Genomic DNA, 25,071 nt, shown 5'->3' with positions numbered 1-25,071 from the left:
CCCTCCTGTGGCAGAAACGGCGGGGTACGAGCGGTTCTTCCCCTACGACGACCCGTATCCGAACCAGCGGGAGGCGATGGACCGCATCGCCAACGCCCTCGAACGCGGCCAGGACGTGCTGATGGAGGGCGCACCGGGGACGGGCAAGACGCTCTCGGCGCTCGTGCCGGCGCTCGCGCACGCCCGCGAGCACGACCGGACCGTCGTCATCACGACGAACGTCCACCAGCAGATGCGCCAGTTCGTCGAGGACGCCCGCGCCATCAGGGAGGAGGAGCCGATTCGGGCGGTCGTCTTCAAGGGCAAAGGCTCGATGTGTCACCTCGACGTCGGCTACGAGGAGTGCCGGAGCCTGAAGGAGACGACGCGGTCGCTGGTCGAGGCCGAAACGGACCGGCGCGAACTCGCCGAGCGCAGCGAGGCGCTCCTCGACGACGTGCGCGCAGGGAGCGAGGAGGCGGGCGAGGCCCGCGCCGCCGTGATGGACGAACTCGAAGCGCTGGAAGAGGAGATCGAGGAACTCGAAGCCGCGAACGTCTGTGACCACTACCGCGCGAACCTCACCCGCGACACCGACGCCTTCCACGACTGGCTGTTCGAGGACGTGCGGACGCCGGAGGAGATCTACGCCTACGCCGACGAGCGTGGCCTCTGTGGCTACGAACTCCTCAAGGAGGGGATGGAGGGAATCGACCTCGCCGTCTGCAACTACCACCACCTGCTCGATCCGACGATCCGCGAACACTTCTTCCGGTGGCTGGATCGTGACCCGTCGGAGGTGATCACCGTCTTCGACGAGGCCCACAACGTCGAGTCGACGGCCCGGGAGCACGCGACCCGGACGTGCTCTGCACGGACGCTGGAGGGTGCGCTGGCCGAACTCGACGAGGCCGACGATTCGCGCGCCGGGCGGGCGAGAAACGTGATCGAGGCCTTCCGGCACGGCCTGGAGACGGCCGTCGACGACGCCCTCGGGTTCGGCGAGCGCGAACAGGTTGGCGACGACTGGCACGACCTCGCCATCGCCAACGACGACCGGCGGGACGATCTGACGCTCGCCTTCCTCGACGCCTACGAGGGCGAGGGGATCGATACGGAGGTCGATCTCGCGCTGCAGGTCGGGGAACTGCTGGACGAGGCGTACGAGGAGGCCTACCGCCGTGGCGAGACGACGACCCGGACGGAATCGGCCACCCTGCAGGCCGCGGGCTTCATCGCCGACTGGATGGGTCACGGGACGGACCTCGGACGACATCCGATGGCCGCGGTGCGACGCGACGCCGGGACGGGGGAGGTGTACGGCCGGGCGGAACTCTACACCTGCATCCCGCGGGAGGTGACCGAGGGGCTGTTCGACGAGGTGGCCGCGAGCGTCCTGATGAGCGCGACGCTCCGCCCGTTCGACGTGGTCGGGGACGTACTCGGCCTGAGCGATCCGGTGACGATGGCCTACGGGCTGGCGTATCCCGAGGAGCGCCGGCGGACGTTCGCCGTCGAGGGCCCGGCGCTCTTTGCCAGCGAGCGCGACGACCCCGAGACGCAGGCGACGGTGGCCGAGACGCTCGCCGACGCCGTCCGGATGACACCCGGCAACACGCTCGTCTTCTGTCCCTCCTACGCGGAGGCCGAGCGGTACCACGACCGGCTGGACCTCGCGAACAGCTACCTCGACGAGGCCGGAACGCCGACCGAGGACCTCCGCCAGCGGTTCGTCGCGGGCGGGACGTCTTCGACATCCCGGAACGGTGGCGAGGCGTCGGCGACGCCTCGAACCGCCGGCGAGGAGCGACGCTCCTCGGGCAGCGAGGGACGCGGTCCCTCGGGCAGTCGGCCGGAGGCCGACGACAGCCGGACGCAGTCCGGTAACGGCGAAGCCGGCGGATCGACCCTCTTTACTTCGCTGTGGGGGACGCTCGGCGAGGGCGTGAGCTTCGACGGCGACGACGCCCGGACCGTCGTCGTCGTCGGCGTCCCCTACCCCAACCTCTCGGAGCGCCTCGAAGCGGTACAGGACGCCTACGATCGGGTCTACGACGACCGACGGGAGGCGGGGTGGCGCTACGCCGTCGAGATTCCGACGATCCGCAAGACGCGGCAGGCCCTCGGCCGGGTGATCCGCTCGCCCGACGACTTCGGCGTCCGGATTCTGCTGGACAAACGCTACACGCGCGCCGCCCGCGACATGGGGAAATACGGCGTCCGCGACTCGTTCCCGCCGGAGGAGCGGGACGAACTCATCGACGTCGCGCCGGAGAAACTCAAGTTCGCGATCCTGAATTTCTACGCGGACCTCGACGCGTACGACGGCGACCCGCCGGCGCCGTGACCGGCAGAAAGCATTTCACGCAGGACCGACGGCACCGAAATATGCGGCACGGTGCCCTCCCGCTGATCCTCGCCGTACTGCTCGCGGGCTGTGCGGCCCCGATAGCCGGGCCTCCGGACACCGCCGAACCGACCGACTCAGCGACGGCGACGGCGACGGCGACGCCGACGGCCACGACCACGACCACCCCCCAGCCCGTCGGCGTCGAGTACGCCGTCCGCGCCGGCACGATTCCCGACGAGTTCGAGTCGGTGACCGTCACCCTCCGGGTGGTCTTCGTCGAGCGAACCGAGGACATGGGACCGTGCTGGCGCGAGACGTTCTCCGGGCCGTACGAGCCGACGATAACGCCCATCGCCCCACCGACTGGCGAGTGTCATCGCTCGGAATCGGTCACGGTCGACCTCACCGAACTCGACGGTGAACGCTCGTTCGTGCGGCTCACCGCCCCCGGACGCTTCGCCGCGGGCCACGCGCTGATCGCCACGAACACGACGGCGACGTACCGGAACGGGACGACGGTGACCGGAATGCGGGGGTCGAGCGACAAACTCGTCACCACCGTCGAAGGGCGGCCGGCCGGCCAGCATCGCGTGACGCTCTCGGTCGCGGCCTACGACGACCGGCCGTACGACTACTGGCTGGTGGCCGAGGACGACGGCGCGGGCTGACCGGCCACGCGCTTATATCGCTCCCAGCCCAACGCCGGGCGATGCCCCCGCAGTCACGGTCGCGGTCACGGCCCCCCGGCCCCCGCGGCGAACCCGTCTTCGGCAACAGCAGACAGTACGCGCGCGACCCGTTCGGCTTCCTGACGGCGTGTGAAGCGGTGTACGGTGACGTAGTGAGCGTCGACTTCGGGCCGCTGTCCGCGTACGTCCTCACCAACCCCGCGGACATCGAACGGGTGCTCGTCGGCGACCACGCGCGCTACCGGAAACCGGAGTTTCAGGCGGACGAACTCGGCCGCCTCCTCGGGAACGGCCTCCTCCTGAGCGAGGGTGAGACGTGGCGCCGGCAGCGTAGGCTCGCGGCGCCCGCGTTCGACATGTCGCGGGTCGCGGGCATCGCCGACACGATGACCGCCCACGCCGAGGCGACGGTCGAGAGGTGGTCGACGGGCGACGACCTGGACCTCGAAGCCGAGATGGCGCGGCTGACGGTGCGGATCATCGCCGACGCCATGCTCGGCGTCGACCTCTCGGCCGAGCGGGTGCGGGCGATCCAAGAGACCCTCGATCCACTCGGGAAGCGCTTCGAACCCGACCCCGTCCGCTTCGTCACGCCGGACTGGCTCCCGACCCGCGGAAACCGGGCGTTCGAGGACGCGGTCGAGCGGCTGGAGGGCGTCGTCGACGACATCGTCGAGGAGCGGCGCGGCACCGAGGGCGACGCCGACGCCGACAACCCGCCGATGGACCTGCTGTCGATCCTCCTCCGGGCACGGAATCGGGGCGAGGTGAGCGACCAGCAACTCCGCGACGAGGTGCTGACGATGCTGCTCGCGGGCCACGACACGACGGCGCTGACGCTCACCTACGCCGGCTACCTGCTCGCCGAGCATCCGGCGGCCGAGGGGCGACTCCACGCCGAACTCGATTCGGTCCTCGACGGGGCGCCGACGTTCGCCGACGTGCGGGAGCTGACGTATCTGGATCGGGTCTTACAGGAGACGATGCGGCTGTATCCCCCGGTGTACGCCATGTTCCGCGAGCCGCTCGTCGACGTGAAACTCGGCGGGTACCGCATCCCCGAAGGGGCGGCGGTGATGTGCCCGCAGTGGGCCGTCCACCGCTCGCCGCGATGGTGGGACGACCCCGAACGCTTCGATCCGGACCGGTGGACGCGGGAGCGGGCCGCCGACCGGCCCCGATTCGCACACTTCCCGTTCGGCGGCGGGCCGCGCCACTGCATCGGCAAGCAGTTCTCGTTGCTGGAGGCGACGCTCATCCTGGCCGTGATCGGACGCGAGTACCGCCTCGACTACTGCGGGGACGGCCCGCTCGACCTCCAGGGGTCGCTGACGATGCATCCGGAGGGCGGGATGCCGATGCGGGTCGAGCGGCGCTAGCGCGGCAGCGACACCGTCCACACGGCCTCGCGACGGGCGCGGCTCCAGAGGTGGAGTTCGGAGACGGTCCACGTGATGGGGTCGATGTCGACGGCTCGGAGGCGGTCGAGTGCCGACGCATCGCCGGGGGCCAGCGGCGTCGCCGACGCCTCGCCACCTCCTCGCGCCAGCGTGACGTGCGGGACGTACGCCTCGCCCTCCAGGTCGTCGTGGACCGCGCCGAACGCCGCGACGAGTCGCCGGTGCAGGTCGTGGAGGCCGGGACTCTCGACGGCGAGGTAGACCACCGGGCCGGGACCGTGCGTGGGCGTCTCGAAGGCGTCGATACCCGTAACCTGCGCCTCAAAGGCAGGGGTAGGCGAGAGCGCGACCCGGAGGCGCTCGCGCAGGTGGTCGTACTCGGCCTCGTCGGCCTCGAAGCGCTTGCAGACGAGCGTGTGGCGGTCGCGAATCCGGTCGAAGGCGACGAGTTGCGGGTGGAGGTCGGCCGCGAGGCGCTCGGCCGCGGGGGGGACGGGAACGTTCAGACTGTACACGAGTCGGGATACGCGGGGGCAGAAAAGAACGTACCGGAGCGTCAGATCCGGTCGAGCAACCAGAGGACGATCAGCACGACGATGAGCACTCCGATCACCGTCGGGAAGAGGTTGAGCAGGCCGACGAAGAGGTCGAACACCTCACCGACGATTTCGAGGGCGAGCCAGACGACGACGAGGACGAGGACGACTTTCAGGAGGTCCTCGACTTCGACGGCGGCGCGTGACATGACTGTCGGTGGGCGTGGCGCGCGCAAAAGTGTGGTGGCGGGATTACCGTCGTCGGGCGAGGACGCCGAATCCCGCCAGCGCCAGGAGGGCCGCGAGGGGACCGAAGCCGGGGGCCGAGCCGTCGGTACCGGGCATCGGCGTCGCCGTGGGCGTGGGCGTGGGCGTCGACGGACGAACGGTCGGTTCGGGCGTCGGGGTGGCCGTCGCCGTCGCCGTCGTCGTGGGCGTGGACGTCGTCGCCGCGGCGGTAGGCGCGACGGCGAACTCGGAGAGGTCCGGCGAGACGGCGCGGTAAGTCACGTGCGTCCGATTCTGTGCCCGCACGCGCGTCTGGAGGGCCTGCCAGGTCCGATTCTCCGTCCGGTAGCGATAGAGGCCGACGTTCTCGGCGGCGACGGTTCGCTCGCGCAAGCGCGTCCGATTCAAAGTGAACGTGAACGTGGCGTTGGTGACGTTCGCGTTCGGCACCGTGTGGGTCACGTTGAGGTAGCCGAAGGGTGAGGCGCCGGGGAAGCGCTCGGCACCCGCGCTCGCCCGCGCCCTCGTGTGGACGGCCACCCGATACTCGGGGTCACCGGCGGTGACGGTCATCTCGCGGAGGCGCAGCCCCGTCTCCGGGCTCTCGACCGTACGCCGGAAGCGGACCTGTACGGTGCGGTTCGTCCCGGCGTTGCGAACGGTGATCGAGGCGTTGCCGGGACCCCGGTGGTCCACCGACACGTTCGGCCCGGGACCGGACCCGTCACCGCCACCCGGTGTCCGCTGGCCGTCGCCGCCGTCGCCCCCACCGGGTCCTCCACCACCCTGCTGTGCGACCGGGGAATCGAGCACGATACCCGCACTCCCACCGACGACGACGAGGAGAACGACCACGCCGACCGTGAGTCCGGAGGGCATGATGTTAGATATTTCACATTACATCATAAGCGCTTCGGCGACGGGGCGCGTGGTGTGAACCCCCACGCTGCCGTCGAACCTCAAGGCTTTTTAGACGGAGTACGCTACGGGCACGCTGACAATGAGTCGTGACGCGGTCGACGGCGTGTTGCCCATTCGTTCGAACACTCCCCACTTCGTCCCAGCGTCGTCGCACCAGCCGGTGACGACGGAGCGCATCGACGCCTGATCACGACGGACCAATGAGTGCCTCGTCATCCGACCGCGTCCAGAAGTGGTTCCTGAAGTATCAACACGTCTTCGTGTTCTCGGCGCCGGTGCTGTTCATCGTCGGCGTCGTGTTCGCGGCGCCGACGACGCCGAACGACCCAGGACTGGACTACTGGCTGGAGTTCTGGTGGCTGTTCGTCCCCTTCCTGCTGGGTGCGACCATCGTGAACACCGTGGGGATCAGCGGGTCGGCCATCTTCGTCCCCTTCCTCATCTTCATCTTCCCGCTGTTCGCCAACCCCCTCGAACCCGAGACGCTGGTGAAGGTGGGGCTCATCAGCGAGGCGTTCGGCCTCTCGAGTTCCTCCGTCGCCTTCATCCAGTACGGCCTCGTCGACCGCCGACTGGCGCTCACGCTCGTCGGCGGGGCGATTCCCTTCGTCGTCGGCGGCGCGCTCCTCTCCTTCGTGATTCCGGAACCCGTCTTCCACGCGTTGCTCGGGCTCGCACTGCTCGCGGCCGCCTACCTCCTCTTCAAGACGAATCTGGATCACGGCGGGAGCGAGGACGACGCCGACGCGGCGGCCGACGGCGGGACGGCGGCGGCCGAATCGGCGGCGGCCGATCTCCCCGACGACGCCGACAAGCTCGGCCCTGCGGGCGTCGAGACGGCCGCCGACGGGACGGTCACGCGCGTCGACCGCGACGGCGACGACTACTCCTACACCCGTGGGGGCTACCTGCGCCGGGCGGCGAACTACAGCATCGGCGGCACCTTCCAGGGGCTCGCGGGCTTCGGCATCGGCGAACTCGGCATCATCTCCATGCTCGGGACCAAGGTGCCGGTCCGGGTCGCCATCGGCACGAACCACATCGTCGTCGCGCTGACGGCGATTCTCGCCTCGCTCGTCCACGTCTTCGGCGGCGGCCTCGTCGGCGGCCACTCGCTCTCGATCGCGTCCACCCCGTGGAACATGGTCGTGTTCACCGTGCCGGCGACGGTGACGGGCGGACAGATCGCCCCCTACGTCTCCAACGCGCTCAGCACGCGGACGATCAAACGCTTCGTCGCCGGGCTGTTCGGCGTCATCGCGACGGCACTCTTCCTGATGGCGGCGGGGCTGGGATAGGCGGCGAAAAGGCGTCAGCGCTTCGGATCGAGGGCGTCGACCCGCATGTCTACGTATTTCCGCGGCCACTCCGCGAGATGGGCGGCGAGGCGGCCGAGGAGACTGTGCGAGGTCGGACCGTCCGGGGTCGGTCGTTCGTCTCCCGGAAGGCGAGAGGGATCAGTTTCGTGGCTCATCCGTGTCACCTAGTAGCATATTACCGCCGCGCTATAAACGTTGGTGATAGTTGCCACGACTCCGGCACGCACAGGGAGTGGCGGAAGTCGTCGAACTCCTCAAGCCGTGCTAAGTGTCGGCAACCGACTGAACAGGAAACGCGTGTGGACCGTCTCACCCGTCGCCGCGATTCTCGCGGGCAGTCAGTGCGGCCCACACCGGCATCGCACGCGGGTTCGTAAATGACTGGCGCGGGGGGCGTACGCATCCGGTCTCGAATGTTCCTCGATAGCTACTCTCGGTCCCCCGATGTCCGAGACCCCGAGTCGGTCATCTCGTCTCTGGCGTGAATCTTGGCCTGTTCGCGAGCGCTGGGATTGACTGACTCCTTGAACGGCACCTTCGCTACCGTCGCATAGACGGGGTCGCCGGCCTCCTCCGCGTACTCGTCCGGGAGGTGAACTTCGAACTCCATGTCGACGTCCGCGTCGTATATCGAGTCGTCGAGCGGCACGTCGGTCGCGGCCTGCAGTTTCGCCGCCGGCACGAATGCGAGGGCGAGATTGGCTTCGAGACCCGGATTCCACCACGCCGACGTCACGTAGCCACACTCCTCGCCGGTCTCCGGATCCGAGACGATCCAGAAGTCGGGGGCGTAGTCCCGGATCGGTTCGCCGGCCATCTTCAGGCCGACCAGTTTGTGCGTAAACGGGAACGCACCGTTCTCGATGGCCTCCTGCTGGCGTTCCAGTTCGGTCTTGCCGACGTAGTCCGCGTCCTTGTCGTCGGGAACCTGAAAGCCGAGGTTGACCTGGAACGGCGACGTCTCGTCGTCCATGTCCTGTCCCAGCGACATGATTCCGGCAGCGATACGTCGTTGATGGGATATCCCCGTCACGGCACCGCCGTGGGCTTCGACCGTCTCGAGGACCGGGTTCCACACCCCTTCGGCGTTCTCCGTCGCCTCACGGACGTATATCTCGAACCCCGCCTCTCCGGAGAAGCCGGTCTGACTCACCAGCACCGGGATGTCGTTGACCGTGGCTTCCATCAGTCCGTAGTACGGGATGTCTTCGACCACGTCTCCGACGAGTGCCTCCATCACGGCAGGCGATTTCGGGCCTTGCACTTGCATCGGCGAGACGTCGATCTCGTCGATGTCGACCTCGAAATCGGAGTTGACCGTGACCCCTTGCAGCCACTGTTTCAGGTCGGCATCTGCGATCGAGAACCAGAACTCGTCGTCGGCGAGTCGTAACAGGACGAAGTCGTTGAGGATACCGCCGTCCTGGTTGCAGCAGATGGCGTATTTCCCACGCATCGGCTCGATCTCGGTCGCGTCTCGCGTGATGACGTAGTTGACGAACGCCTCGGCATCGGGCCCTTCGACACGGATCTGACGCTCGACGGCGACGTCCATCAGCGTCACCTCCTCGACCAACAGATCGTACTCGGCGTCCAACCCGCCCTCGTCGGGGTCGATGTACGCCCGCGGGTGGTACATGTGATTGTACACCGTCGCCTGTCGACACCCCGCCTCGACGGAGAGGTGCCAGAACGGCGACTGCCGAACTCGGGTCGATATCAGGAGGTCGACGTCTGCGTCGCCCGTCTGACGGAGATTTCTGGGGATGGTACGATCCGATTGGTCGACGTCGGGGTGGTTCGGATGGTGGTGATTACTCGTCATCGTTGCTCTATAGTGGTGGTCCAGCGTAATAGCCGACTAGCGTCGTCCAGATACGCCGGAACCGACTGGCGTCGAATGCCGTTGAGGCCTTCTCGGGGAGGGAGAATCGTGATGCAGTAGCTCTGGCTCGGTCGCCGCCACTGTGTCTACGTGCCATACCACTGAACGACACATCGTGACCGTATCCCTCTGTAGCTTATTCGTATAACCCGTTTATACGGGGGCGGAAGATGCAGTGTGCCTCTGACTCCGTCCGTCTACTCCGAATCGGTGGCGCTGGCTTCGACGGGCCGCGCTCTTATGTCGGCCCCAACGACCGCCGTCTCACCCACCAGCAGAGACGCTCGCCGGGACGGTCCGGCGAGACTCGCCGGACAGCCGCCCTCTCAGAACTCCGCGTCGAACTCCGGGGCGATGCCGTCGTCGGCGTCGTCGAACGCCCAGTCCTCGCGGAGTTCGCGGATCCGGTCACGGATGTCCGCCGCGAGTTCGAACTCCAGGTTGTCGGCGGCGGCCGCCATCCGCTCTTCGAGCGCCTCGATGCGGGCGCGGGCCTCCTCCTCGCTCTCGGGTGCGTCGCCGGTGACGCCCGAGGTGTCCGTCTCGCTCCCCGGCAGGTTCGTCTCACCCACCTCCTTCTGGATGGTCGTCGGTTCGTGCCCGTGTTCCGCGTTGAACTCCTGCTGGATGCGGCGACGGCGCTGGGTCTCGTCGATGGCCGACCGCATCGAATCCGTCACCTCGTCGGCGTAGAGCACCACCTCGCCGTTGACGTTGCGGGCGGCCCGGCCCATCGTCTGGACGAGCGTCGTCTCCGAGCGGAGAAAGCCCTCCTGGTCGGCGTCGAGGATGGCGACCAGCGACACCTCGGGGATGTCCAGTCCCTCCCGGAGGAGGTTGATGCCGACGAGCACGTCGAAGTCGCCGAGGCGCAGGCCCCTGATCAGTTCGTGGCGCTCCAGCGTGTCCGTCTCGTCGTGCATGTACTCCACCGCGACGCCCGCCTCCGAGAGGTACTCCGTCAGGTCCTCGGCCATGCGCTTGGTGAGCGTCGTGACGAGGACGCGCTCGTCCCGCTCGATCCGGTCGTCGATCCGATCCATCAGGTCCTCGACCTGCCCCGTCGCCGATGCCACCTCGACGGCGGGGTCGACCAGATACGTGGGGCGAACGATCTGTTCGACCACCTGCTCGGAGTGTTCCTGCTCGTAGTCCCCCGGCGTCGCCGAGACGTAGAGCGCCCGATCCGTCTTCTCCTCGAACTCCGCGAAGGTGAGCGGGCGATTGTCGTAGGCGGTCGGGAGCCGGAAGCCGTTCTCGACCAGCGAGTCCTTGCGCGACTTGTCGCCCTCGTACTGGCCCTTGATCTGCGGGAGGGTCTGGTGGGACTCGTCGACGACCGTGAGGAAGGTATCGGGGAAGTAATCCAGCAGGGTGTAGGGCGACTCGCCGGACGCCCGGTCCGAGAGGTGGACGGAGTAGTTCTCGATGCCCGAGCAGTAGCCCGTCTCGCGCAGCATCTCGATGTCGAAGGTGGTGCGCTCCTCGATGCGCTGGGCGGCGACCAGATTCCCTTGCCGCTCGAAGTAGGCCACCCGATCCTGCATCAGCTCCTCGATTTCGTCGATGGCGTTTTCGAGCCGTTCCTCCGGAATGGAGTAGTGTTCGGCCGGGTGGATCAGGGCCGCCGGCTCCTGACTCTTCACCTCGCCTTCCAGCGGATCGAGCTTCGTCAGGCGGTCGATTTCGTCGCCCCAAAACTCCACGCGGACGGCGTAGCGGCCGTACATCGGGAACACCTCGACGGTGTCGCCGCGCACCCGGAAGGTGCCCTGCGTGAAGTCCACGTCGTTGCGGTCGTAGTTCAGGTCGACGAGCCGGGCCAGCAGGTCGTCGCGGTCGATCTCCTGACCCGTCTCGAGGCGCATGGCCATGTCGACGTAGTTCGCGGGGTCGCCCAGCCCGTAGATGGCCGACACGCTCGCGACGACGATGACGTCGTTGCGAGTGAGTAGCGACCGGGTCGCGGAGTGGCGCAGGCGGTCGATTTCGTCGTTGATCGAGGCGTCCTTGTCGATGAACGTGTCCGTCTGCTCGACGTACGCCTCGGGCTGGTAGTAGTCGTAGTAGGAGACGAAGTATTCGACGGCGTTGTCCGGGAACAGATTTCGGAACTCCTCGTACAGCTGGGCGGCCAGCGTCTTGTTGTGGGCGATGACGAGCGTCGGCTGCTGGAGCTCCTCGATCACCCACGAGACGGTGTTGGTCTTGCCCGACCCCGTCACGCCGAGGAGGGTCTGCTCGTCCATCCCGGCCTCGTAGCCGGCGACGAGTTCCTCGATGGCGTCGGGCTGGTCGCCCGCGGGATCGAAGGGCGCGTCGACCCGGAAGGGCCGGTCGGCGTCGGGCCGGTCCGGCTGGAGCGGCCCGGAGTTCGTGTCGCTCACGGTGGAGTGTGGTCGCTCGACGAACTTGACCGATTCGCTCCAACGGAGGAGTGCGCGAAAACGGACATGTCGAGCCGTGAGAGCGAGAGTTAATACCGACTCGCGCGTAGTTACCTCCGGAGAAAATGTAAAATTTCTATCAAGACTCAGACGGCCGAACCGATGTCGGCCGCCACGACGAACGAGTGGCTCGCCGGCGCCGGCGGCGGCTTCGTCGGCAGCGTGCTGTTCGGCCTGATCATGATGTACGTGGTTCCGGCGCCGATGCTGTCGGTCGTCATCCCGGCGATGTACGGCATCGAGGGACCGGCCCTGCTGGCGGGGTGGGCCATCCACCAGTTCCACGGGGTCGCCCTCGGCCTCGCGTACGTCGCGCTCGTCCGGGCGCTGCCGGGACGGGTACGGAGCGCGGCCCGCGACCGCACCGCCGCACTCGGCCTCGGCGTCGCGTACGGTGTCCTGACGACGGCCGTCCTCGCGGTCCTCGTGATGCCGGTGTGGCTCGGCGTCGTCGGCTTCGCGGGCGCGCCGCCGTTCCCGAACGTCTCCTACCCCGGAACGCTCGTCTCGCTGGTCGGGCACGTCGTCTACGCGATTCCGGTCGCCGTCGCCTACGCGCTGACGCCGTCGGAGTGACGGCCGTGTGCGCCCGCCGAGCGCTCGCGCCGCTACGGGGCACACCCGGCGTACTACTTTACGCCCCGGCGCCGGCGTACTACTTTAGGCCTCGGCGTCGTCGTACCGCCCATGTCCGCCGACGACTTCGACCTCAGTCAACCCGAACTGACGACCGAGGACTTCCTCGTCCTCGACGACCCACGCTTCGGCCCGGAGACGGTCGCCATCGTGACGGGCGCGGCGTCGGGCATCGGCCGGGCAACGGCGATTGCCCTCGCGGCCAACGGCCTCACCGTCGTCGCCGCCGACATCGACGAGGCGGGACTGGACGAAACGATGGCAAAAGCCGCCGACCTCGACGCGCCGGGGACGATCCACGCGGTGCCGACCGACCTCACCGACGACGACGACGTGGCGGCGATGGTCGACGCCGCGGCCGAGGCGGGCGACCTCCGCTACGTCGCCAACGTCGCGGGGATGCAACACATCGCCTCCATCCCCGACTTCCCGATGGAGAAGTACGACCTCCTGCTCGACATCATGCTCCGAGCGCCCTTCCTCGTCGCCAAACTCGCCATGCCGCACATCCGGGCGACGGACGACAGCGAGGCGTCTGACGACGCCTCGGGCAACCGGACGCAGTCCGGTGACGGGGTCGGTGCAATCGGCAACATGTCCTCCGTCCACGGCCGCTACGCCACACAGGACAAGGCGGCGTACATCACCGCCAAACACGGGCTGAACGGCCTGACGCGCTCCATCGCCGCCGAGGGCGAGGGTCGGCTCCGGGGGTTCTCAGTCAGCGTCGGCTACGTGCTGACGCCGCTGATGGTGAACCAGATCGAGGACACGGCCGAAGAGCGGGGCATCTCCGAGCGGGAGGTGGTCGAGGACGTGATGCTCGGACAGGCGCGGACGAAAGAGATGATGACGCCCGCGGAGGTGGCCAACCTGTTCGTCTTCGGCTTCTCCAAGCACGGCAAACACCTCAACGGCGGCGACATGCTCCACGACGGCGGGTACAGCACGACGTATGAGTGAGGGCGGGAGCGAGGGACGGGACAGCGACGACGGCGCCGGCGGCGATACCGACGACCCGCTCCCGGTCGCCATCGCCTGTCAGGGCGGCGGGAGTCATACGGCGTTCACCGCGGGCGTGCTGAAGGGGCTGTTCCGCGAGTGGGACGACGACTACCGCCTCGTCGGCATCAGCGGCACCTCCGGCGGCGCGTTCAACGCGCTCGCGGCGTGGTACGGTCTCGTCACCGCGGACGCCGAGCGATCGATCGAACTCCTCGACGCCGTGTGGACCGACCTCGCCGCGGACACGGTGAGCGACCGGCTGACGAACGACTGGGTGGTCGGCCTGAACCGAATCGAGAGCAGCGGCCTGCCCTTCCCCCGCGTCAGCCCGTACCGGAACCCGTGGTCCCGGCTGGGCAAGCGACGCATCGAGCGGACCCTCAACCGCCACATCGACTTCGACGCGGTGCCCGACCTCTGTACCCGCGAGGCGCCCGAACTCGTCGTCGGGACGGTCGACATCAACGGCGGCGTCTTCGAGACGTTCACGAACGAGGACGTGACGCCCGAGGCGTGCTGGCCTCGGCGGCCGTCCCCGACCTGTTCGAGGCGGTGGAAATCGACGGCCACTACCACTGGGACGGCCTCTTCTCGCAGAACCCGCCCATCGACGACCTGCTGACCGTCGACGCCCACCACAAGCCAGCGGAGCTGTGGGTGATCCAGATCAACCCCCAGGAACGCGCCGGCGAGCCCACGTCGCTGGAGGAGATCACCGACCGCCGAAACGAGCTCTCCGGCAACATCTCGCTGAATCAGGAACTGCGGTTCGTCGAGCGCGTCAACGCGTGGATCGACGAGGGCCACCTCCCCGAGAGCGACTTCACGCGAACGGAGATTCGCCGCATCGAACTGGGTCGGACGTACCACTGCTCGACGAAGGTGGATCGGAGCCCCGACTTTCTCGACGAGTTACTGCAACTGGGCGAGGAGCGGGCCGCGGCGTTTCTCGCGGAGCGCTAGCCCCGCCCGCCGGCCAACTTCGCCGCGTCGGGGAGGCGACCGAGCCACTGCATCGAGAGCGTCCCGAGGAGCGGGCCGACGACGAGCGGGGCGAAGGCCCACCGCCAGCCGACGGCGTCGACGACGACGGGGATCAGCTGGATCGAAATCGTCGTGAGGAGGAAGCCGATGGCGGTCTGGAGGGTGAGCGCCGTCCCGACGTAGGACGGCTCGGCCAGCTCCGAGACGGCGGCGGAGAACTGCGCGGAGTCGGCGACGATGGCGACCCCCCAGATCAGGACGAAGGGGACGAGCAGGAGAAGGGAGCGGCCGAAGACGACGCCGGCGGCGAGGCAGGCGAGGCCGCTGACGGCCATGCTCGCGCTGGTGACGCGGGTGCGCCCGAATCGGTCGGCGGCGGACCCGGCGGCGACGGCGCCGACGCCGCCGACGGCGATGGTCGCGAAGGCGAGGAGGGAGGCGAGCCCGGCCGACTCGTCGCCGCCGCTCGCGGCGATGCTGGCGACGAGGTAGGCGGGGATCCACGTCCAGACGGCGTACAGCTCCCACATGTGGCCGAAGTAGCCGCCGTTGGCGAGCATCGTCCCCCGGTCGCGGAGGATGCGCCCGATGGCGCCGGGGTCGAACGGCGCCGCGGGCGCCTGATACGGGCCGGGTTCGATCAGCAGCGCGAGGAGACCGCCGACGGCGGCGAGGACGGCGGAGCCGTACAGCACCACCCGCGGCTGGCCGACGCCGCCGACGGCGCGGATGAGGTGGGGGAGCGCGGAGCCGACCGTGAGCGAGCCGACGAGGACGCCGATAGCGAAGCCCCGGCCCTCGCGGAACCAGCCGGCGAGGAGCTTCATGCCCGGCGGGTAGACGCCCGCGAGGGCGACGCCGGTCAGGAAGCGGAGGCCGATGGCCGGGAGCGCCGAGGAGACGGCGGCGGCGATGGTCGCGGTGAGGACCGCGCCGGCGACGGCCGATCCGGCGACGAGATACCGGGGGCGGATCACGTCGGAGAGCGTGAGCGCCGAGGAGAGGAGGGCGCCGACGACGAAGCCGAGCTGGACGGCCGTCGTCAGCCACGCGGTTTCGGCGTCGGTGAGCCCCCACTCGGCGGCGAGTTCGGGTGCGGCGGCCGTCGCGCTGAACCACAGCGACATCGCCAGCAGTTCGGCGACGGCGACGACGAGCAGGACGCGACGCTTCCGTGACGGCATGCGTGACGGGAGCCGAGCGTCGTGATGACAAAAGGGCACCGAGGACGTGCGAGGGCGACGCGAACGTTACTGAAGTCCCCAGAAGGTGGCGAGCCCGAGCGTCGTCACGACGGTCACGAGGAGTTGGAGGGGAGCGCCGACGCGGAGGTAGTCGGTGAACCGGTAGCCGCCGGGACCGTACACCATCAGGTTCGTCTGGTAGCCGATGGGCGTCATGAAAGCCGTCGAGGCGGCGAACATCACGCCGAGCAGGAAGGTGAGCCGGTTCGCCCCGATCCGGGCGGCGGTGTCGACGGCGACGGGGATCATCAGGACGACGGTGGCGACGGGCGTGATGACGTTCGCCAGGAGGGAAGAGAGGAGATACACCAGCGCGAGCACGCCCAGCAGGGGGAGGACGGCGGCGCTCCCGGCGAGCAGGGAAGAGAGGAGCGCGTCGCCGCCGGTGCGTTGCATCGCCAGGCCGAGCGGGAGGACGCCGGCGAGCAGGAAGACGACGTTCCAGCTCACCGCGTCGTAGGCGTCGGCCGGCTTCAGACACCCGGTGACGATCATCGCTACGACGCCGCCGAGGGCGGCGATGACGATGGGCAACAGACCGAGGGCCGCGACGGCGATGACGGCGACGAGGATGCCCGCGGCGACTGGCGTGTGGGGGTCGAGCGGGGTGGGCGCCGATTCGGCCCGGGCCGCCGCGTCGAGGTCACCCGGATCCTCGGCCTCGTGAGTGACGAACACCTCGTCGCGGTCCGCGAGGTAGGCGACGGTGCCGGCGGTGGTCTGGAGGAGGAGCGTGTCGCCACGGCGGAGTTCCACGTCGTCGAGGTCACGGTTCGTGACCGTGTCGCCGCGGCGGACGGCGAGCACCGTCGTATCGAAGCGCTCGTCGAGGGCGGAGTCGCCGATGCGCTTGCCGACGAACCGCGACTCGCCGGGGATCACCACCTCGACGAGCGTGCCCTCGTGGGGCGTCTCGGACAGGTCGTCCTCGGTCACTTCGTCGCGGTGGCGGTGCCGGAGGCCGTAGTCGGTCGCGACGCGGTTGGCGACCTGCAGGGTCGTGCGGACGGTGAGCAGGTCGCCCGCCTCCAGCTGCCGGTCGGTCGAGGTGGCGAGATACGACTCGCCGTCGCGTTCGATCTGCAACACGTCGAGATCGGCGGCGTCGGCGTCCATCTCCGCGACGGCCTCGTCGACGGTCAGGCCGACGAGCGGGGAGGCCTCGCGGACGACGAGGCGGACGAGGTGGTTCTCCAGCGCGAACGAGCGCGTGAGGTCTGCGTCGGGGTCGATGCGGGCCGGCGTGAGCCACCGGCCGACGGTGAGCAGGTACGCGGCGCCGGCGAGGAAGACGAGGACGCCGAGTTTCGTGAACTCGAACATCGAGAGGGGATGGCCCAGCAGCTGTCGGGAGAGGTCGCTCGCGAGGATGTTCGTCGCCGTGCCGACGAGGGTCAGGGTGCCCCCGAGCATGGCGGCGTAGGAGAGCGGGAGGAGGAGCTTCGAGGGCGAGAGACCGTGTCGTCCCGCGAGGTCGGTGATCATCGGGATGAAGACGGCGACGATGGGGGTGTTGTTCACCACGCCGGCCGCGAGACCCGTCGTCCCGATCGTCGCCCCGAGGAGGCGCCGTTCGCTCCCCCGCGTGGCGCGGCCCAGCAGGTCGCCCAGGCGGTCGACGAGCCCCGTCCGCTGGACTCCCTCGCTCAACATGTACATCGCGACGATGGTGAGCGTCGCGGGGCTGGCGAAGCCCGAGATGGCCTCGGTCGCGGAGACACGAGTCCACGGCTCGAAGACGACGAGGGCGACGACGACGGCGAGGGCGGTGGTGTCGCTGGGAATCCGCTCGGTGACGAACAGGAGGAGGGCACCGGCGATGAGCGCGAACACGAGCACCATGCCGGGCGGAGCGGGCGACGCCATCGGTCGTCGTTGGACGGGTGGAGGGATATAGGTGGAGGGCGACGGAGGAACAGACCCTTGACCCCCACGGGCGTAGCGGCGGACATGGTACACGAGGAACTCCAGCGAGCGAGCGAGGAACTGCAGGCCGCGGCCGAGGCGGCCGACGGCGAGGAACGCGAGCGTCTGGAAGGGCAGGCCGAGGCGTTCGCGAAACTGGCGAAAAGCGGGACGGACCACGGCCGCCTCGCCCGCCACGAGAACGCGCTGCGGGAGATCAAGGCGGCGACGGGTGAGACGGTGGGCGAACACGTCGACGCGGCGATGGCGTCGATCACCGCCTACCGCGAGACGCTGGACGGTGTGTGAGCGCGTCCCGAACCCCTTCGCTTCGGGTGGAAGTAGCCTCCTCAGCAGACGTTTTTCGGCTTGACGCCCATCGACTCTAGCCGTTCGACGTAGTCGTCGTAAGCCGCCTCGACGACGGCCGTCGCGGCGTCGGCGGCACGGTCCCAGTCGTCGTCGGCACACGCCGAATCGAGGGCGTCGACGACGCGGCTCCGGTCGGCGTCGACGCCGTCCCGGAGGTCACGGAACTGGTTGGCCGTCGAGGGGTCGGCGTCGCCGACGAAAAAGCCCACCATCTGCCCGACCGTCCGGTCGAGGACGAGGAGGTAGCCGAGGGCGCCGCCGAGGCGGGAGACGGCCCCGTCGAGGCCGGCGAGGGTGGCGTCGACGCGTCGGTCGGCGGGCGAAACGTCGGCGTCGACGGCGTCTCGGCGGTCGGCCGCCGACGTGGCGAGGGCGTCGAACGTCTCGGCGGCACCGTCCGCGTCGGCCCACGCCCCGAACGTCGCGGCGGCCGCGGCGGCGTCGGCGGCCGCGGCGGCACGGACCGCCTCGCCGGTCATGTCGCCGTCGGTCAGGGCGTACAGCCACTTCGAGGAGCCGAGTCGGGAGAGTTGGGTTTCCAGGTCGTCGGTCACCGTGTCGACGAGCGTCGTACCGTCCATACGCGGCGATACGACGGCCCCTCGTTTGTATGCATCGCCAGCGGCTGGAGGGAGCGAGTTCGACTCGAAAGAACGGGTGGTCGGAAGGGTCGCGGGCGAACGGGCGTCGTCAGTTGCCCTTCTCGATGGGGGCGCCGACGAGGTTGCCCCACTCTGTCCAGGAGCCGTCGTAGTTGATGGTGTCCTCGTAGCCGAGGAGTTCGTGGAGCGCGAACCACGCGACGGAGGAGCGCTCGCCGATCCGGCAGTAGGCGACGGTGGTGCCCTCGCCGTCGATGCCTTCCTCGGCGTAGAGGTCCGCAATCTCCTCGCGGGTCTTGAACGTGCCGTCGTCGTTCGTGACGGCAGCCCACGAGATGTTCTTCGCGCCGGGGATGTGGCCGCCGCGCTGGGCGGTCTCCTGCAGTCCCGGGGGGGCGAGAATCTCGCCGGAGAACTCCTCGGGGCTTCGGACGTCGACCAGCGGCAGGCCGCGCTCGACGGCGTTCTCCACGTCCTCGCGGTACGCGCGGATGCTCTCGCGGGGACCGGACGCCTCGTAGTCGACGGCCGAGAACTCGGGGACTTCCTCCGTGAGCGGATAGTCGTTCTCCAGCCAGTAGTCGCGGCCGCCGTCCATCAGGCGCACGTCGTCGTGGCCGTAGTACTTGAACTGCCAGTAGGTGTAGGCCGCGAACCAGTTGGAGTTGTCGCCGTAGAGTACGACGGTGGAGTCCTCGGAGATGCCGTGGCTGCCGAGCAGGTCCTCGAAGTCGTCCTTCGAGAGGATGTCGCGCGTGGTCTGGTCCTGCAGCTGGGTCTCCCAGTTGAAGCCGATGGCGCCGGGGGCGTGGCCCTCGTCGTACGCCTCCGTGTCCACGTCGACTTCGACGAGTCGGTGAGCCGGGTCGTCGCTCTGGAAGTCCTCGAGGTGGTTTTCCACCCAGTCCGCCGAAACGAGGACGTCCTTCGCGTACGCTGAGTCTGACATAGCACTCACCGGTACGGTACCCTCCCCTATAATCCTCACACAACGGGCAGACACGGCCATTCCTCGGGTTAACCGGAGAATATTGCCACCGTTCGGTCGGACGAACGGTCGTGGGCGACGACTGAAGCGGGAGGACCGCGGACAGCGGAACAAAAAGAAGCAAATATTGTCGGTAAATGGGACGGGATCCGAAACGCCCACAGTATAAACCCGACGGGGCTGTACGACCGGCCATGACCGAGGACATCGTCGTGTCGGTCGACTGGCTCGCGGACCACCTGGACGAGGTGCGCGTCGTCGACGTGCGCGACGCGTGGGAGTTCGACGGCATCGGGCACGTCCCCGGCGCCGTCAACGTGCCGTTCGACCGCTTCCGGAGGGGCGAGGGCGACGAGGGGATGTTGCCCGGCGCGGAGCGGTGGACGGCGCTGATGGAGGAGGCAGGTATCGAGACGGACGACACCGTCGTCGCGTACGACGACGAACACGGCGTCTTCGCCGCGCGCTTTCTCGTCACCGCCCTCCTGTACGGCCACGAGAACCTCCACCTCCTGAACGGCGACTTCAGCGCGTGGAGCCGGGAACACGAGACGGCGACCGAGGCGCCGTCCGTCGAACCCTCGACCTACGCGGTGCGGGAGCCGGCAGCGTCGCCGCTGGTCGATTTCGGGACCGTGCGGGCGGCGCTCGACTCCGACGCCGTAATCGTCGACACCCGTGAGGAGTGGGAGTACGAGGAGGGGCATCTGCCCGGCGCCGTCCAACTCGACTGGCGCGAACTCGTCGACGCCGAGACGCGGGGGCTGAAACCCGACGCCGAACTCGAATCGATCCTCGGCGAGCGGGGGATCACGCCCGACCGCCGGATCGTCCTCTACTGCAACACCGCCCGGCGGATCAGCCACACGTACGTCGCGCTCCGGCATCTGGGCTACGACGATGTGGACTTCTACGAGGGGAGCCTGACGGAGTGGAGGGAGCGGGGGGGGCCGCTGGCCGGCAGCGAAGTGGAGTGAGCGCAGAGGGCGACGGGATTGGGCGAGGAAATCGGGTAGCTCAATCCTCAGAGACGGCCACCTCGTTGAGTTCCTCGGAGAGGTGGTCCCCCATCTCGACGACGAGCGCGACGGCGAGGGGGCCGGCGATGATGCCGACGGGGCCGAGCGTCAGGAGGCCGCCGACGAAGCCGACGAAGTAGAGGCTTCCGGGGAGATCGGCCGTCTCCCGGGCGAGTCGGGGGCGAATCAACACGTCGGGAAGCCACGCCACGAGGACACTGCCGAGGACGAACACGAGCGCCGCCCGAGCCGGATCGCCGACGGCGAGATGGGCAACGGCGAGCAGAGCGATCAGGATCGACGGACCGACCACGGGGAGGAACTGGAGGACCGCCGAGAGAACGGCCAGCGTGAGGAAGTACGGATAGCCGAGCAGGAAAAAGAGAACGAGCGCGACCACGAACGTGCCCGCCGCCGTCGCCGCCTGGAGGACGTAGATGCCGAAGAGGGTGGCGCGGGTTCGGTCGCTCAGCGCTTGGACCACGTTCCGGTAGGTGTGCGGAACGAGGGCGATGATCGCGCGGTGGGTCTCGGCGGTGCGCGAGAGGAGAGCGAAGACGACCATCACGAACACCGTCAGCTTGAGCGCGAGGACGGGAATCGCGAGCGCGAACGACCGGGCGATCTGGCGGCCGAAGGCGACGACTGCCGCCCGAGTCTCGGCGAGGGTGATGGTCGCCGAGACTCCGTAGAGTTCGACCGTGAACGTCGGAGGAAGTGCGGAGAGGAAGGCGATGATGGCGTCGATACGAACGACGACGACGAGGATCAGGGGGAGAGCGAGGACGCCGACGGCGATGACGGCCGCCGCCGTCGAGACGAAACTTGCGCCCCACGGCGAGAGCCGACGCCGGGCCAGTTCCTTGCGGAGGGGAAAGAGCAGGTACGCGACCGTCACGGCGAAAAAGACCGTCCCGAGAACGTCCGCGAGCATGACCGCGGCTCCGACGGCTATGAGACCGAAGAGCGCGCCGAGCACGTACCGCCGGTCGAGCGTCACGGCGTCACGTGCAACAGGGAAGGGGAAAACGGTTTCCCGGTCCCCTCACGGCGGCCAAACGCCACGACTTTAGCCGCGGCGAACCCGGATAGAGTCGAACATGGTTGGCCGACGGCGACGATTCAGGCTAGCGGACACCGCACAGCAGGTCGTGGGCGGGTTCCTGCTCGCCGGACCGTTCGTCGTCACGGAGGAGGTGTGGGTTCTGGCTGCGAATATGACGTGGCTCCAGACGCTGTTGACCGTCGCCATCGTCTTCGGCATCGGCTACGGCGCGCTGTACAAGGCCGACGACCGGGACCCCGAGAGCGAGACGGAGGTGGGTGGCGTGCCGCTCCGGTTCGTCTCGCTCGTCCTCGTGTCGTACTGTTCGGTGTTCGTCCTCGCCGTCGCGTTCGGCGCGCCCGGAACCTTCCTCGCCGACACCGCTGGGGGACGGACGGTCGGGGTGGGCCCACTTCAGGTCGCCGTCCTGACGCTCGAAGTGACGATCAGAGCGGTCAGCGTCGGCGCCGTGTTCAGCGTCGTCGGCGCCGCGACGGCCGACTCGCTGTTTTGAGACCCGCCGAACCGGACCACCCGCAGTCTTAAGTCCATCCGGTCGGAGAAATCGATATGGATTACACGCTCGCCATCGACGGCGCGCCGGAGACCATCCCCGGCGGGACTGGGGTGCTCCTCCTCCACCCGAGCATCGGCGAGACCGACCGGATCGACACCGACTTTCTGAAGACCGACACCGACAACTTCCTCGTCATCTCGACCCGAACCACCGCCCGCGAGGTCGAACAGAAACTCGAACACTACGACGTCGACGAGTCGCGAGCGGACATCCTCGACACCCTCTCCGTCGAGCGGGGCTACTCCCGACGCCCCTCGGATCGGGTTCACTACGTCGCCTCGCCCGACGACCTAGACGGCATCGTCGCCAAAACCGAGGCGTTCCTCGACTCCCACGGCGGGAAGCGCCGGGTGAGCGTCGACTCGCTCACCGAGATGGCGTACTACGCCGACGAGGAGCGGGTGTACGAGGCGACGAAACAGATCCTCGAACTCCTGGCGGAGTACGACGCCGTCGGTCTCTTCCACCTCTCGAAAGAGGTCCACGACGAGGAGACGCTGGAACGCTTCCGCGACCTGTTCGACGGCGTCCTCGATCTCGGCGTCGACGGCGGCGTGGCCGTCGACTTCGTCGACGACTGATCGAGTACCGGTAGCGTCCTCACTCGTCGCCGAGCGTCTCGAACGTCTTGCTCGCCCACCGAACCGCGTAGTCGGCGCCGTAGTCGACGTACGCCGTCGTATCGAGCGCCGCGAAGGGCGCCGGCAAGTCGAGGCCGTGCTTGATCGCGGCGCAGGCGAGTTCGGTCGCGTCCGGGAACTCGGTCTCGCCGCGAGCGACCGCACCGGGCAGGTCGGCGACGCGGTCCCGGAGTCGGTCGCCGGCGTCGACCCACGCGTCGTGGAGCCCGGGGTGGTCGTCGGCCCACGACCGGAAGACAGGCCGGGTCTGGAGTCCCAGCCACCCGTCGTACAGCGCGGCGCCGATCTGATAGACCGACGCGGAGTCGAGCGGCACCGCCGCGTCGAGGTCCGGGTAGCGGTCACCGAAGAAGGGGAGAAACGACTCGGGAACGTCGAGACCCACCTGGACGAGCGCCTCGGCGATCAGAAAGTCGAGGAAGGCGTCTGGCGTGCCCGCCGCACGCGCCTTGCAGAGGACGATAGGGGGATCGGTCTGACGCGTCCACGTGACCGTTCCGTCGCCCGGGAGGCCGATGGTGAAGTCCGATCCGGCGTACCGATGGAGCGGACGGGGGGCGTCGTCCGGCACCCACGCGGCGGGATGCGTGACCGGGTCGAGGGCGTCGACCAGGAGGCCGAGGTCCTCGGCGGCCGCGGGCGGCAGCGTCTCGAAGTCGCTGTCGACGTCGAGAACGATCACGTCGGGGGCGTGGTCGGCGCGAACGGCCGCCAACTCCCCGGAGAGCGACCGGCGCTCGAACATCAGCCGAGGAGGATGCCGACCACGAGCGCGGCCGCGAGGACCGCCGAAATTCCAACCGTTCCGAGCACGACTTTGGTCGCCTGACTCATGCCCGAACAGTCGGCACGGCGTCTTATAACCGTTTCAGTCCCGACGCCAAGGGCGGGTGGACGGGAAACGTCGACGGTGATCCGAGCGAGTCGACCCCTCGACGCAACCGGCACAGCGTCGTTTCTATTCCAGCGGTAATTGGGGATAGAACGACTCAAAGTCGTCAAAAATGGGTATTTGCAGCAGAAACGAAGGGGTTTGTGTCGGAAGCGAGCGGCTGGCCGATAGAAGCGTGGAGCGCGATGAGGGGACGATACGGGCCGGCCCGGGACTGCACGACACGGGGCGGAAGACGTCCGGAGACGAAACGACTGGCGACGCGATAAAAAGGATTACGGCTCGCCGTCGGGCTACGGCTCGCCGTCCCGCCACGTGTCCACGACTTCGATGACGTAGTGGCCGTCCTCCTGGAGCGAGATGATGCACTCCTGGCGGTCGTACAACTCCATCAGATTGAGTTCGTACTGCCCGGGTTCGAGGATTTTGATGCTCTCGAACTGGTCGTTGAGCTCCGCCCGCAGGTCCTCGATGCCGGGACCGTCGGTTTCGTCGTCCGAGTCGGGTGGAATCGTCCGTGCGGCGTCGTCGGCCGAGGGCGGTGGAGTCGTCGCGTCGTCGAGTTCGTCGCGGGTGACCACGTCACGGCGGGCGTCGGCCTGTGCCGTGTCCTCCTCCAGAACGCTCGGGTCCGACTCGGCCTCGATGTAGTCGGCGTCGGCGTCGGGGGTCGGTTCCGGGGCCGACGGCGCGCGACCCGTCGGGGCGTCGGACGGGGTGCCATCCGGGGACGGATTGGAGGCGGCGGTGCCGTCCGGTGACGGGTCGGACGCCGTGCCGTCGGACGGTGACCGGGCGTCGGCGTCGTCGCCGGGTCGAACCGACCGGGTGGGCGTTGGTTCGCCGGACACCTCGGCATCGTCGGTGCCGTCGTCTCCCAGCGTCGGCGTCGGCGTCGACGAATCCGGCTTGAACTGGAACTTGTTGCCGCCGCAGTCGGGGCAGCCGGAAAGCATCTCCTTGGAGCCGTCGGGGAAGACCCGCTCACAGTTCGTGCACTGGTGGGGCATGGCTACTTGCGCGAGACGAGCGCGCTGATGAGGTTTTCGTCCTTGTGGAGCGTCTGGATCTGGTTGGCCGGGCCGATGACGGTGAGTTTCTTCGTCGACTCGCGGCCCATCAACCGGTCGAGGAAGCTCCGGTCGGCCGTCTCGGATCGGGGGTAGGTCTCGATTTCGATACCGTTGAACTCGTCGGGACTGATCTCCGTCATCGTCACCTCGATGAGCTTCGACTCCTCGTCCGGAGAGAGGCCTTCCTCGAGGATGACGATATTGCCGTCGCGGACGCCGTCGAGGATGAGGCGAATCTTCTCCATGCTCGCCATCCCCTCCATCCGGGCGCCGCTGATGAGGTCGATCTGGACGCCGTCCTCGGCGTCGGTCGGAGTGGCTTCAGGCATCTCCA

General features: G+C 68.4%; 25 protein-coding genes and 1 pseudogene. 11 read left to right on the top strand and 15 right to left on the bottom strand.

Annotated features, from left to right (window positions below; translation table 11 throughout):
• Positions 1-7 precede the first annotated feature (7 nt).
• From DU484_RS03045 to DU484_RS03035, 3 genes are read left to right on the top strand one after another with little or no spacing between them, the layout of a single operon-like run.
• Positions 8-2,326: an ATP-dependent DNA helicase gene (locus DU484_RS03045; protein ID WP_262342836.1), complete on the top strand. Its 2,319-nt coding sequence runs from the start codon at positions 8-10 to the stop codon at positions 2,324-2,326.
• Between the two features lie 41 nt (positions 2,327-2,367).
• Positions 2,368-2,997 (top strand): hypothetical protein, encoded by a 630-nt coding sequence (locus DU484_RS03040; RefSeq protein ID WP_114605075.1) that lies wholly within the window; start codon positions 2,368-2,370, stop codon positions 2,995-2,997.
• 41 nt (positions 2,998-3,038) lie between these two features.
• On the top strand, positions 3,039-4,397 hold the full coding sequence (locus DU484_RS03035) for a cytochrome P450 (protein WP_114584717.1): 1,359 nt from the start codon (positions 3,039-3,041) through the stop codon (positions 4,395-4,397).
• Here the strand turns inward: DU484_RS03035 and DU484_RS03030 are convergent.
• Genes DU484_RS03030 through DU484_RS03020 form a run of 3 tightly spaced genes read right to left on the bottom strand, consistent with a single transcriptional unit; the run spans position 4,394 to position 6,061 of the window.
• Positions 4,394-4,933: a 2'-5' RNA ligase family protein gene (locus DU484_RS03030; RefSeq protein WP_114584716.1), complete on the bottom strand. Its 540-nt coding sequence runs from the start codon at positions 4,931-4,933 to the stop codon at positions 4,394-4,396. The two genes, DU484_RS03035 and DU484_RS03030, sit on opposite strands and share 4 nt — an antisense overlap.
• A 41-nt stretch (positions 4,934-4,974) precedes the next feature.
• Positions 4,975-5,163 carry a DUF7554 family protein gene (locus tag DU484_RS03025; RefSeq protein WP_114584715.1) on the bottom strand — a complete coding sequence of 63 codons (189 nt, stop codon included), beginning with the start codon at positions 5,161-5,163 and terminating at the stop codon, positions 4,975-4,977.
• Between the two features lie 43 nt (positions 5,164-5,206).
• The gene (locus DU484_RS03020) at positions 5,207-6,061 is read right to left on the bottom strand and encodes a PGF-pre-PGF domain-containing protein (protein ID WP_114605074.1); all 855 of its coding nucleotides are present in this window, start codon (positions 6,059-6,061) and stop codon (positions 5,207-5,209) included.
• A 242-nt stretch (positions 6,062-6,303) separates the two neighbouring features.
• Here DU484_RS03020 and DU484_RS03015 point away from each other — a divergent pair, with 242 nt between their 5' ends.
• Positions 6,304-7,401 (top strand): sulfite exporter TauE/SafE family protein, encoded by a 1,098-nt coding sequence (locus tag DU484_RS03015; protein WP_114584713.1) that lies wholly within the window; start codon positions 6,304-6,306, stop codon positions 7,399-7,401.
• Positions 7,402-7,415: 14 nt separating this feature from the next.
• On the opposite strand, the gene DU484_RS19375 is transcribed toward DU484_RS03015, so the two are convergent.
• The 3 genes from DU484_RS19375 to uvrB all read right to left on the bottom strand — a co-directional run bounded on the left by DU484_RS19375 (position 7,416) and on the right by uvrB (position 11,694).
• Positions 7,416-7,586, bottom strand: coding sequence for a hypothetical protein (locus tag DU484_RS19375; protein WP_157969239.1), 171 nt, complete (start codon positions 7,584-7,586; stop codon positions 7,416-7,418).
• Between the two features lie 263 nt (positions 7,587-7,849).
• On the bottom strand, positions 7,850-9,247 hold the full coding sequence (locus tag DU484_RS03010; protein ID WP_187347752.1) for an aminomethyltransferase family protein: 1,398 nt from the start codon (positions 9,245-9,247) through the stop codon (positions 7,850-7,852).
• A 386-nt stretch (positions 9,248-9,633) separates the two neighbouring features.
• A complete protein-coding gene (uvrB, locus tag DU484_RS03005; RefSeq protein ID WP_114605073.1) occupies positions 9,634-11,694 on the bottom strand; it encodes an excinuclease ABC subunit UvrB in 2,061 nt (686 codons plus the stop codon).
• A gap of 162 nt (positions 11,695-11,856) precedes the next feature.
• On the opposite strand from uvrB, the gene DU484_RS03000 reads away from it, so the two are divergent.
• From DU484_RS03000 to DU484_RS02990, 3 genes and pseudogenes are all read left to right on the top strand, one after another.
• A complete protein-coding gene (locus tag DU484_RS03000; RefSeq protein WP_262342835.1) occupies positions 11,857-12,330 on the top strand; it encodes a hypothetical protein in 474 nt (157 codons plus the stop codon).
• Positions 12,331-12,441: 111 nt separating this feature from the next.
• Positions 12,442-13,353 (top strand): SDR family oxidoreductase, encoded by a 912-nt coding sequence (locus tag DU484_RS02995; RefSeq protein WP_114605072.1) that lies wholly within the window; start codon positions 12,442-12,444, stop codon positions 13,351-13,353.
• Positions 13,346-14,358, top strand: a pseudogene (locus DU484_RS02990) (patatin-like phospholipase family protein). The gene DU484_RS02995 and the pseudogene DU484_RS02990 overlap by 8 nt, the downstream one beginning before the upstream one ends.
• Here DU484_RS02990 and DU484_RS02985 read toward each other — a convergent pair.
• Both DU484_RS02985 and DU484_RS02980 read right to left on the bottom strand, forming a co-directional pair.
• Positions 14,355-15,563: an MFS transporter gene (locus tag DU484_RS02985; RefSeq protein WP_114584709.1), complete on the bottom strand. Its 1,209-nt coding sequence runs from the start codon at positions 15,561-15,563 to the stop codon at positions 14,355-14,357. The pseudogene DU484_RS02990 and the gene DU484_RS02985 sit on opposite strands and share 4 nt — an antisense overlap.
• A gap of 66 nt (positions 15,564-15,629) precedes the next feature.
• Positions 15,630-17,489 carry an SLC13 family permease gene (locus DU484_RS02980; protein ID WP_114605071.1) on the bottom strand — a complete coding sequence of 620 codons (1,860 nt, stop codon included), beginning with the start codon at positions 17,487-17,489 and terminating at the stop codon, positions 15,630-15,632.
• 84 nt (positions 17,490-17,573) lie between these two features.
• On the opposite strand from DU484_RS02980, the gene DU484_RS02975 reads away from it, so the two are divergent.
• Complete coding sequence (locus DU484_RS02975) at positions 17,574-17,837, top strand: DUF7553 family protein (RefSeq protein WP_114584707.1); 264 nt, start codon at positions 17,574-17,576, stop codon at positions 17,835-17,837.
• 41 nt (positions 17,838-17,878) lie between these two features.
• Here the strand turns inward: DU484_RS02975 and DU484_RS02970 are convergent, their stop codons facing one another.
• Entirely contained in the window at positions 17,879-18,481 is a 603-nt protein-coding gene (locus tag DU484_RS02970; RefSeq protein ID WP_114584706.1) for a transcription antitermination protein, read from the bottom strand.
• A 109-nt stretch (positions 18,482-18,590) separates the two neighbouring features.
• Positions 18,591-19,451: a sulfurtransferase gene (locus DU484_RS02965; protein ID WP_114584705.1), complete on the bottom strand. Its 861-nt coding sequence runs from the start codon at positions 19,449-19,451 to the stop codon at positions 18,591-18,593.
• 233 nt (positions 19,452-19,684) lie between these two features.
• Here DU484_RS02965 and DU484_RS02960 point away from each other — a divergent pair, with 233 nt between their 5' ends.
• Positions 19,685-20,467 carry a sulfurtransferase gene (locus DU484_RS02960; RefSeq protein WP_114584704.1) on the top strand — a complete coding sequence of 261 codons (783 nt, stop codon included), beginning with the start codon at positions 19,685-19,687 and terminating at the stop codon, positions 20,465-20,467.
• 40 nt (positions 20,468-20,507) lie between these two features.
• On the opposite strand, the gene DU484_RS02955 is transcribed toward DU484_RS02960, so the two are convergent.
• Complete coding sequence (locus tag DU484_RS02955; RefSeq protein ID WP_114584703.1) at positions 20,508-21,509, bottom strand: AI-2E family transporter; 1,002 nt, start codon at positions 21,507-21,509, stop codon at positions 20,508-20,510.
• A gap of 100 nt (positions 21,510-21,609) precedes the next feature.
• Between DU484_RS02955 and DU484_RS02950 the strand changes: the two genes are divergently transcribed.
• Together DU484_RS02950 and DU484_RS02945 are read left to right on the top strand one after the other, a co-directional pair.
• Entirely contained in the window at positions 21,610-22,068 is a 459-nt protein-coding gene (locus DU484_RS02950; RefSeq protein ID WP_114584702.1) for a DUF2391 family protein, read from the top strand.
• Positions 22,069-22,124: 56 nt separating this feature from the next.
• Complete coding sequence (locus tag DU484_RS02945; RefSeq protein WP_114584701.1) at positions 22,125-22,712, top strand: DUF7090 family protein; 588 nt, start codon at positions 22,125-22,127, stop codon at positions 22,710-22,712.
• Positions 22,713-22,731: 19 nt separating this feature from the next.
• On the opposite strand, the gene DU484_RS02940 is transcribed toward DU484_RS02945, so the two are convergent.
• From DU484_RS02940 to DU484_RS02930, 4 genes are all read right to left on the bottom strand, one after another.
• On the bottom strand, positions 22,732-23,517 hold the full coding sequence (locus DU484_RS02940; protein ID WP_114605070.1) for a DUF7089 family protein: 786 nt from the start codon (positions 23,515-23,517) through the stop codon (positions 22,732-22,734).
• The gene (locus DU484_RS20800) at positions 23,517-23,606 is read right to left on the bottom strand and encodes a hypothetical protein (protein ID WP_449405119.1); all 90 of its coding nucleotides are present in this window, start codon (positions 23,604-23,606) and stop codon (positions 23,517-23,519) included. The genes DU484_RS02940 and DU484_RS20800 overlap by 1 nt, the downstream gene beginning before the upstream one ends.
• A 351-nt stretch (positions 23,607-23,957) precedes the next feature.
• Positions 23,958-24,674, bottom strand: coding sequence for an OapC/ArvC family zinc-ribbon domain-containing protein (locus tag DU484_RS02935; protein WP_114605069.1), 717 nt, complete (start codon positions 24,672-24,674; stop codon positions 23,958-23,960).
• Between the two features lie 2 nt (positions 24,675-24,676).
• Entirely contained in the window at positions 24,677-25,066 is a 390-nt protein-coding gene (locus DU484_RS02930; protein ID WP_114587144.1) for a DUF2073 domain-containing protein, read from the bottom strand.
• Positions 25,067-25,071: the final 5 nt, after the last annotated feature.

Origin of the sequence: Haloplanus rubicundus (assembly GCF_003342675.1) — an archaeon.
Classification (GTDB): Archaea; Halobacteriota; Halobacteria; order Halobacteriales; family Haloferacaceae; genus Haloplanus; species Haloplanus rubicundus.
Note: the sequence above shows the minus strand (reverse complement) of the source record. Positions and strands in the feature narration are given on the sequence as shown.

Bases quoted from the DNA above. Each gene is read 5' to 3' on its own strand.
- DU484_RS02940 (WP_114605070.1), bottom strand. From the start codon at position 23,517: ATGTTCGAGCGCCGGTCGCTCTCCGGGGAGTTGGCGGCCGTTCGCGCC.
- DU484_RS03015 (WP_114584713.1), top strand. From the start codon at position 6,304: ATGAGTGCCTCGTCATCCGACCGCGTCCAGAAGTGGTTCCTGAAGTAT.
- DU484_RS03000 (WP_262342835.1), top strand. From the start codon at position 11,857: ATGTCGGCCGCCACGACGAACGAGTGGCTCGCCGGCGCCGGCGGCGGC.
- DU484_RS02935 (WP_114605069.1), bottom strand. From the start codon at position 24,674: ATGCCCCACCAGTGCACGAACTGTGAGCGGGTCTTCCCCGACGGCTCC.
- DU484_RS02960 (WP_114584704.1), top strand. From the start codon at position 19,685: ATGACCGAGGACATCGTCGTGTCGGTCGACTGGCTCGCGGACCACCTG.
- DU484_RS02930 (WP_114587144.1), bottom strand. From the start codon at position 25,066: ATGCCTGAAGCCACTCCGACCGACGCCGAGGACGGCGTCCAGATCGAC.
- DU484_RS02945 (WP_114584701.1), top strand. From the start codon at position 22,125: ATGGATTACACGCTCGCCATCGACGGCGCGCCGGAGACCATCCCCGGC.
- DU484_RS20800 (WP_449405119.1), bottom strand. From the start codon at position 23,606: ATGAGTCAGGCGACCAAAGTCGTGCTCGGAACGGTTGGAATTTCGGCG.
- DU484_RS02950 (WP_114584702.1), top strand. From the start codon at position 21,610: ATGGTTGGCCGACGGCGACGATTCAGGCTAGCGGACACCGCACAGCAG.
- DU484_RS02970 (WP_114584706.1), bottom strand. From the start codon at position 18,481: ATGGACGGTACGACGCTCGTCGACACGGTGACCGACGACCTGGAAACC.
- DU484_RS03025 (WP_114584715.1), bottom strand. From the start codon at position 5,163: ATGTCACGCGCCGCCGTCGAAGTCGAGGACCTCCTGAAAGTCGTCCTC.
- DU484_RS02980 (WP_114605071.1), bottom strand. From the start codon at position 17,489: ATGGCGTCGCCCGCTCCGCCCGGCATGGTGCTCGTGTTCGCGCTCATC.
- DU484_RS03020 (WP_114605074.1), bottom strand. From the start codon at position 6,061: ATGCCCTCCGGACTCACGGTCGGCGTGGTCGTTCTCCTCGTCGTCGTC.
- DU484_RS03040 (WP_114605075.1), top strand. From the start codon at position 2,368: ATGCGGCACGGTGCCCTCCCGCTGATCCTCGCCGTACTGCTCGCGGGC.
- DU484_RS02975 (WP_114584707.1), top strand. From the start codon at position 17,574: ATGGTACACGAGGAACTCCAGCGAGCGAGCGAGGAACTGCAGGCCGCG.
- DU484_RS02995 (WP_114605072.1), top strand. From the start codon at position 12,442: ATGTCCGCCGACGACTTCGACCTCAGTCAACCCGAACTGACGACCGAG.
- DU484_RS03010 (WP_187347752.1), bottom strand. From the start codon at position 9,247: ATGACGAGTAATCACCACCATCCGAACCACCCCGACGTCGACCAATCG.
- DU484_RS02985 (WP_114584709.1), bottom strand. From the start codon at position 15,563: ATGCCGTCACGGAAGCGTCGCGTCCTGCTCGTCGTCGCCGTCGCCGAA.
- DU484_RS03035 (WP_114584717.1), top strand. From the start codon at position 3,039: ATGCCCCCGCAGTCACGGTCGCGGTCACGGCCCCCCGGCCCCCGCGGC.
- DU484_RS02965 (WP_114584705.1), bottom strand. From the start codon at position 19,451: ATGTCAGACTCAGCGTACGCGAAGGACGTCCTCGTTTCGGCGGACTGG.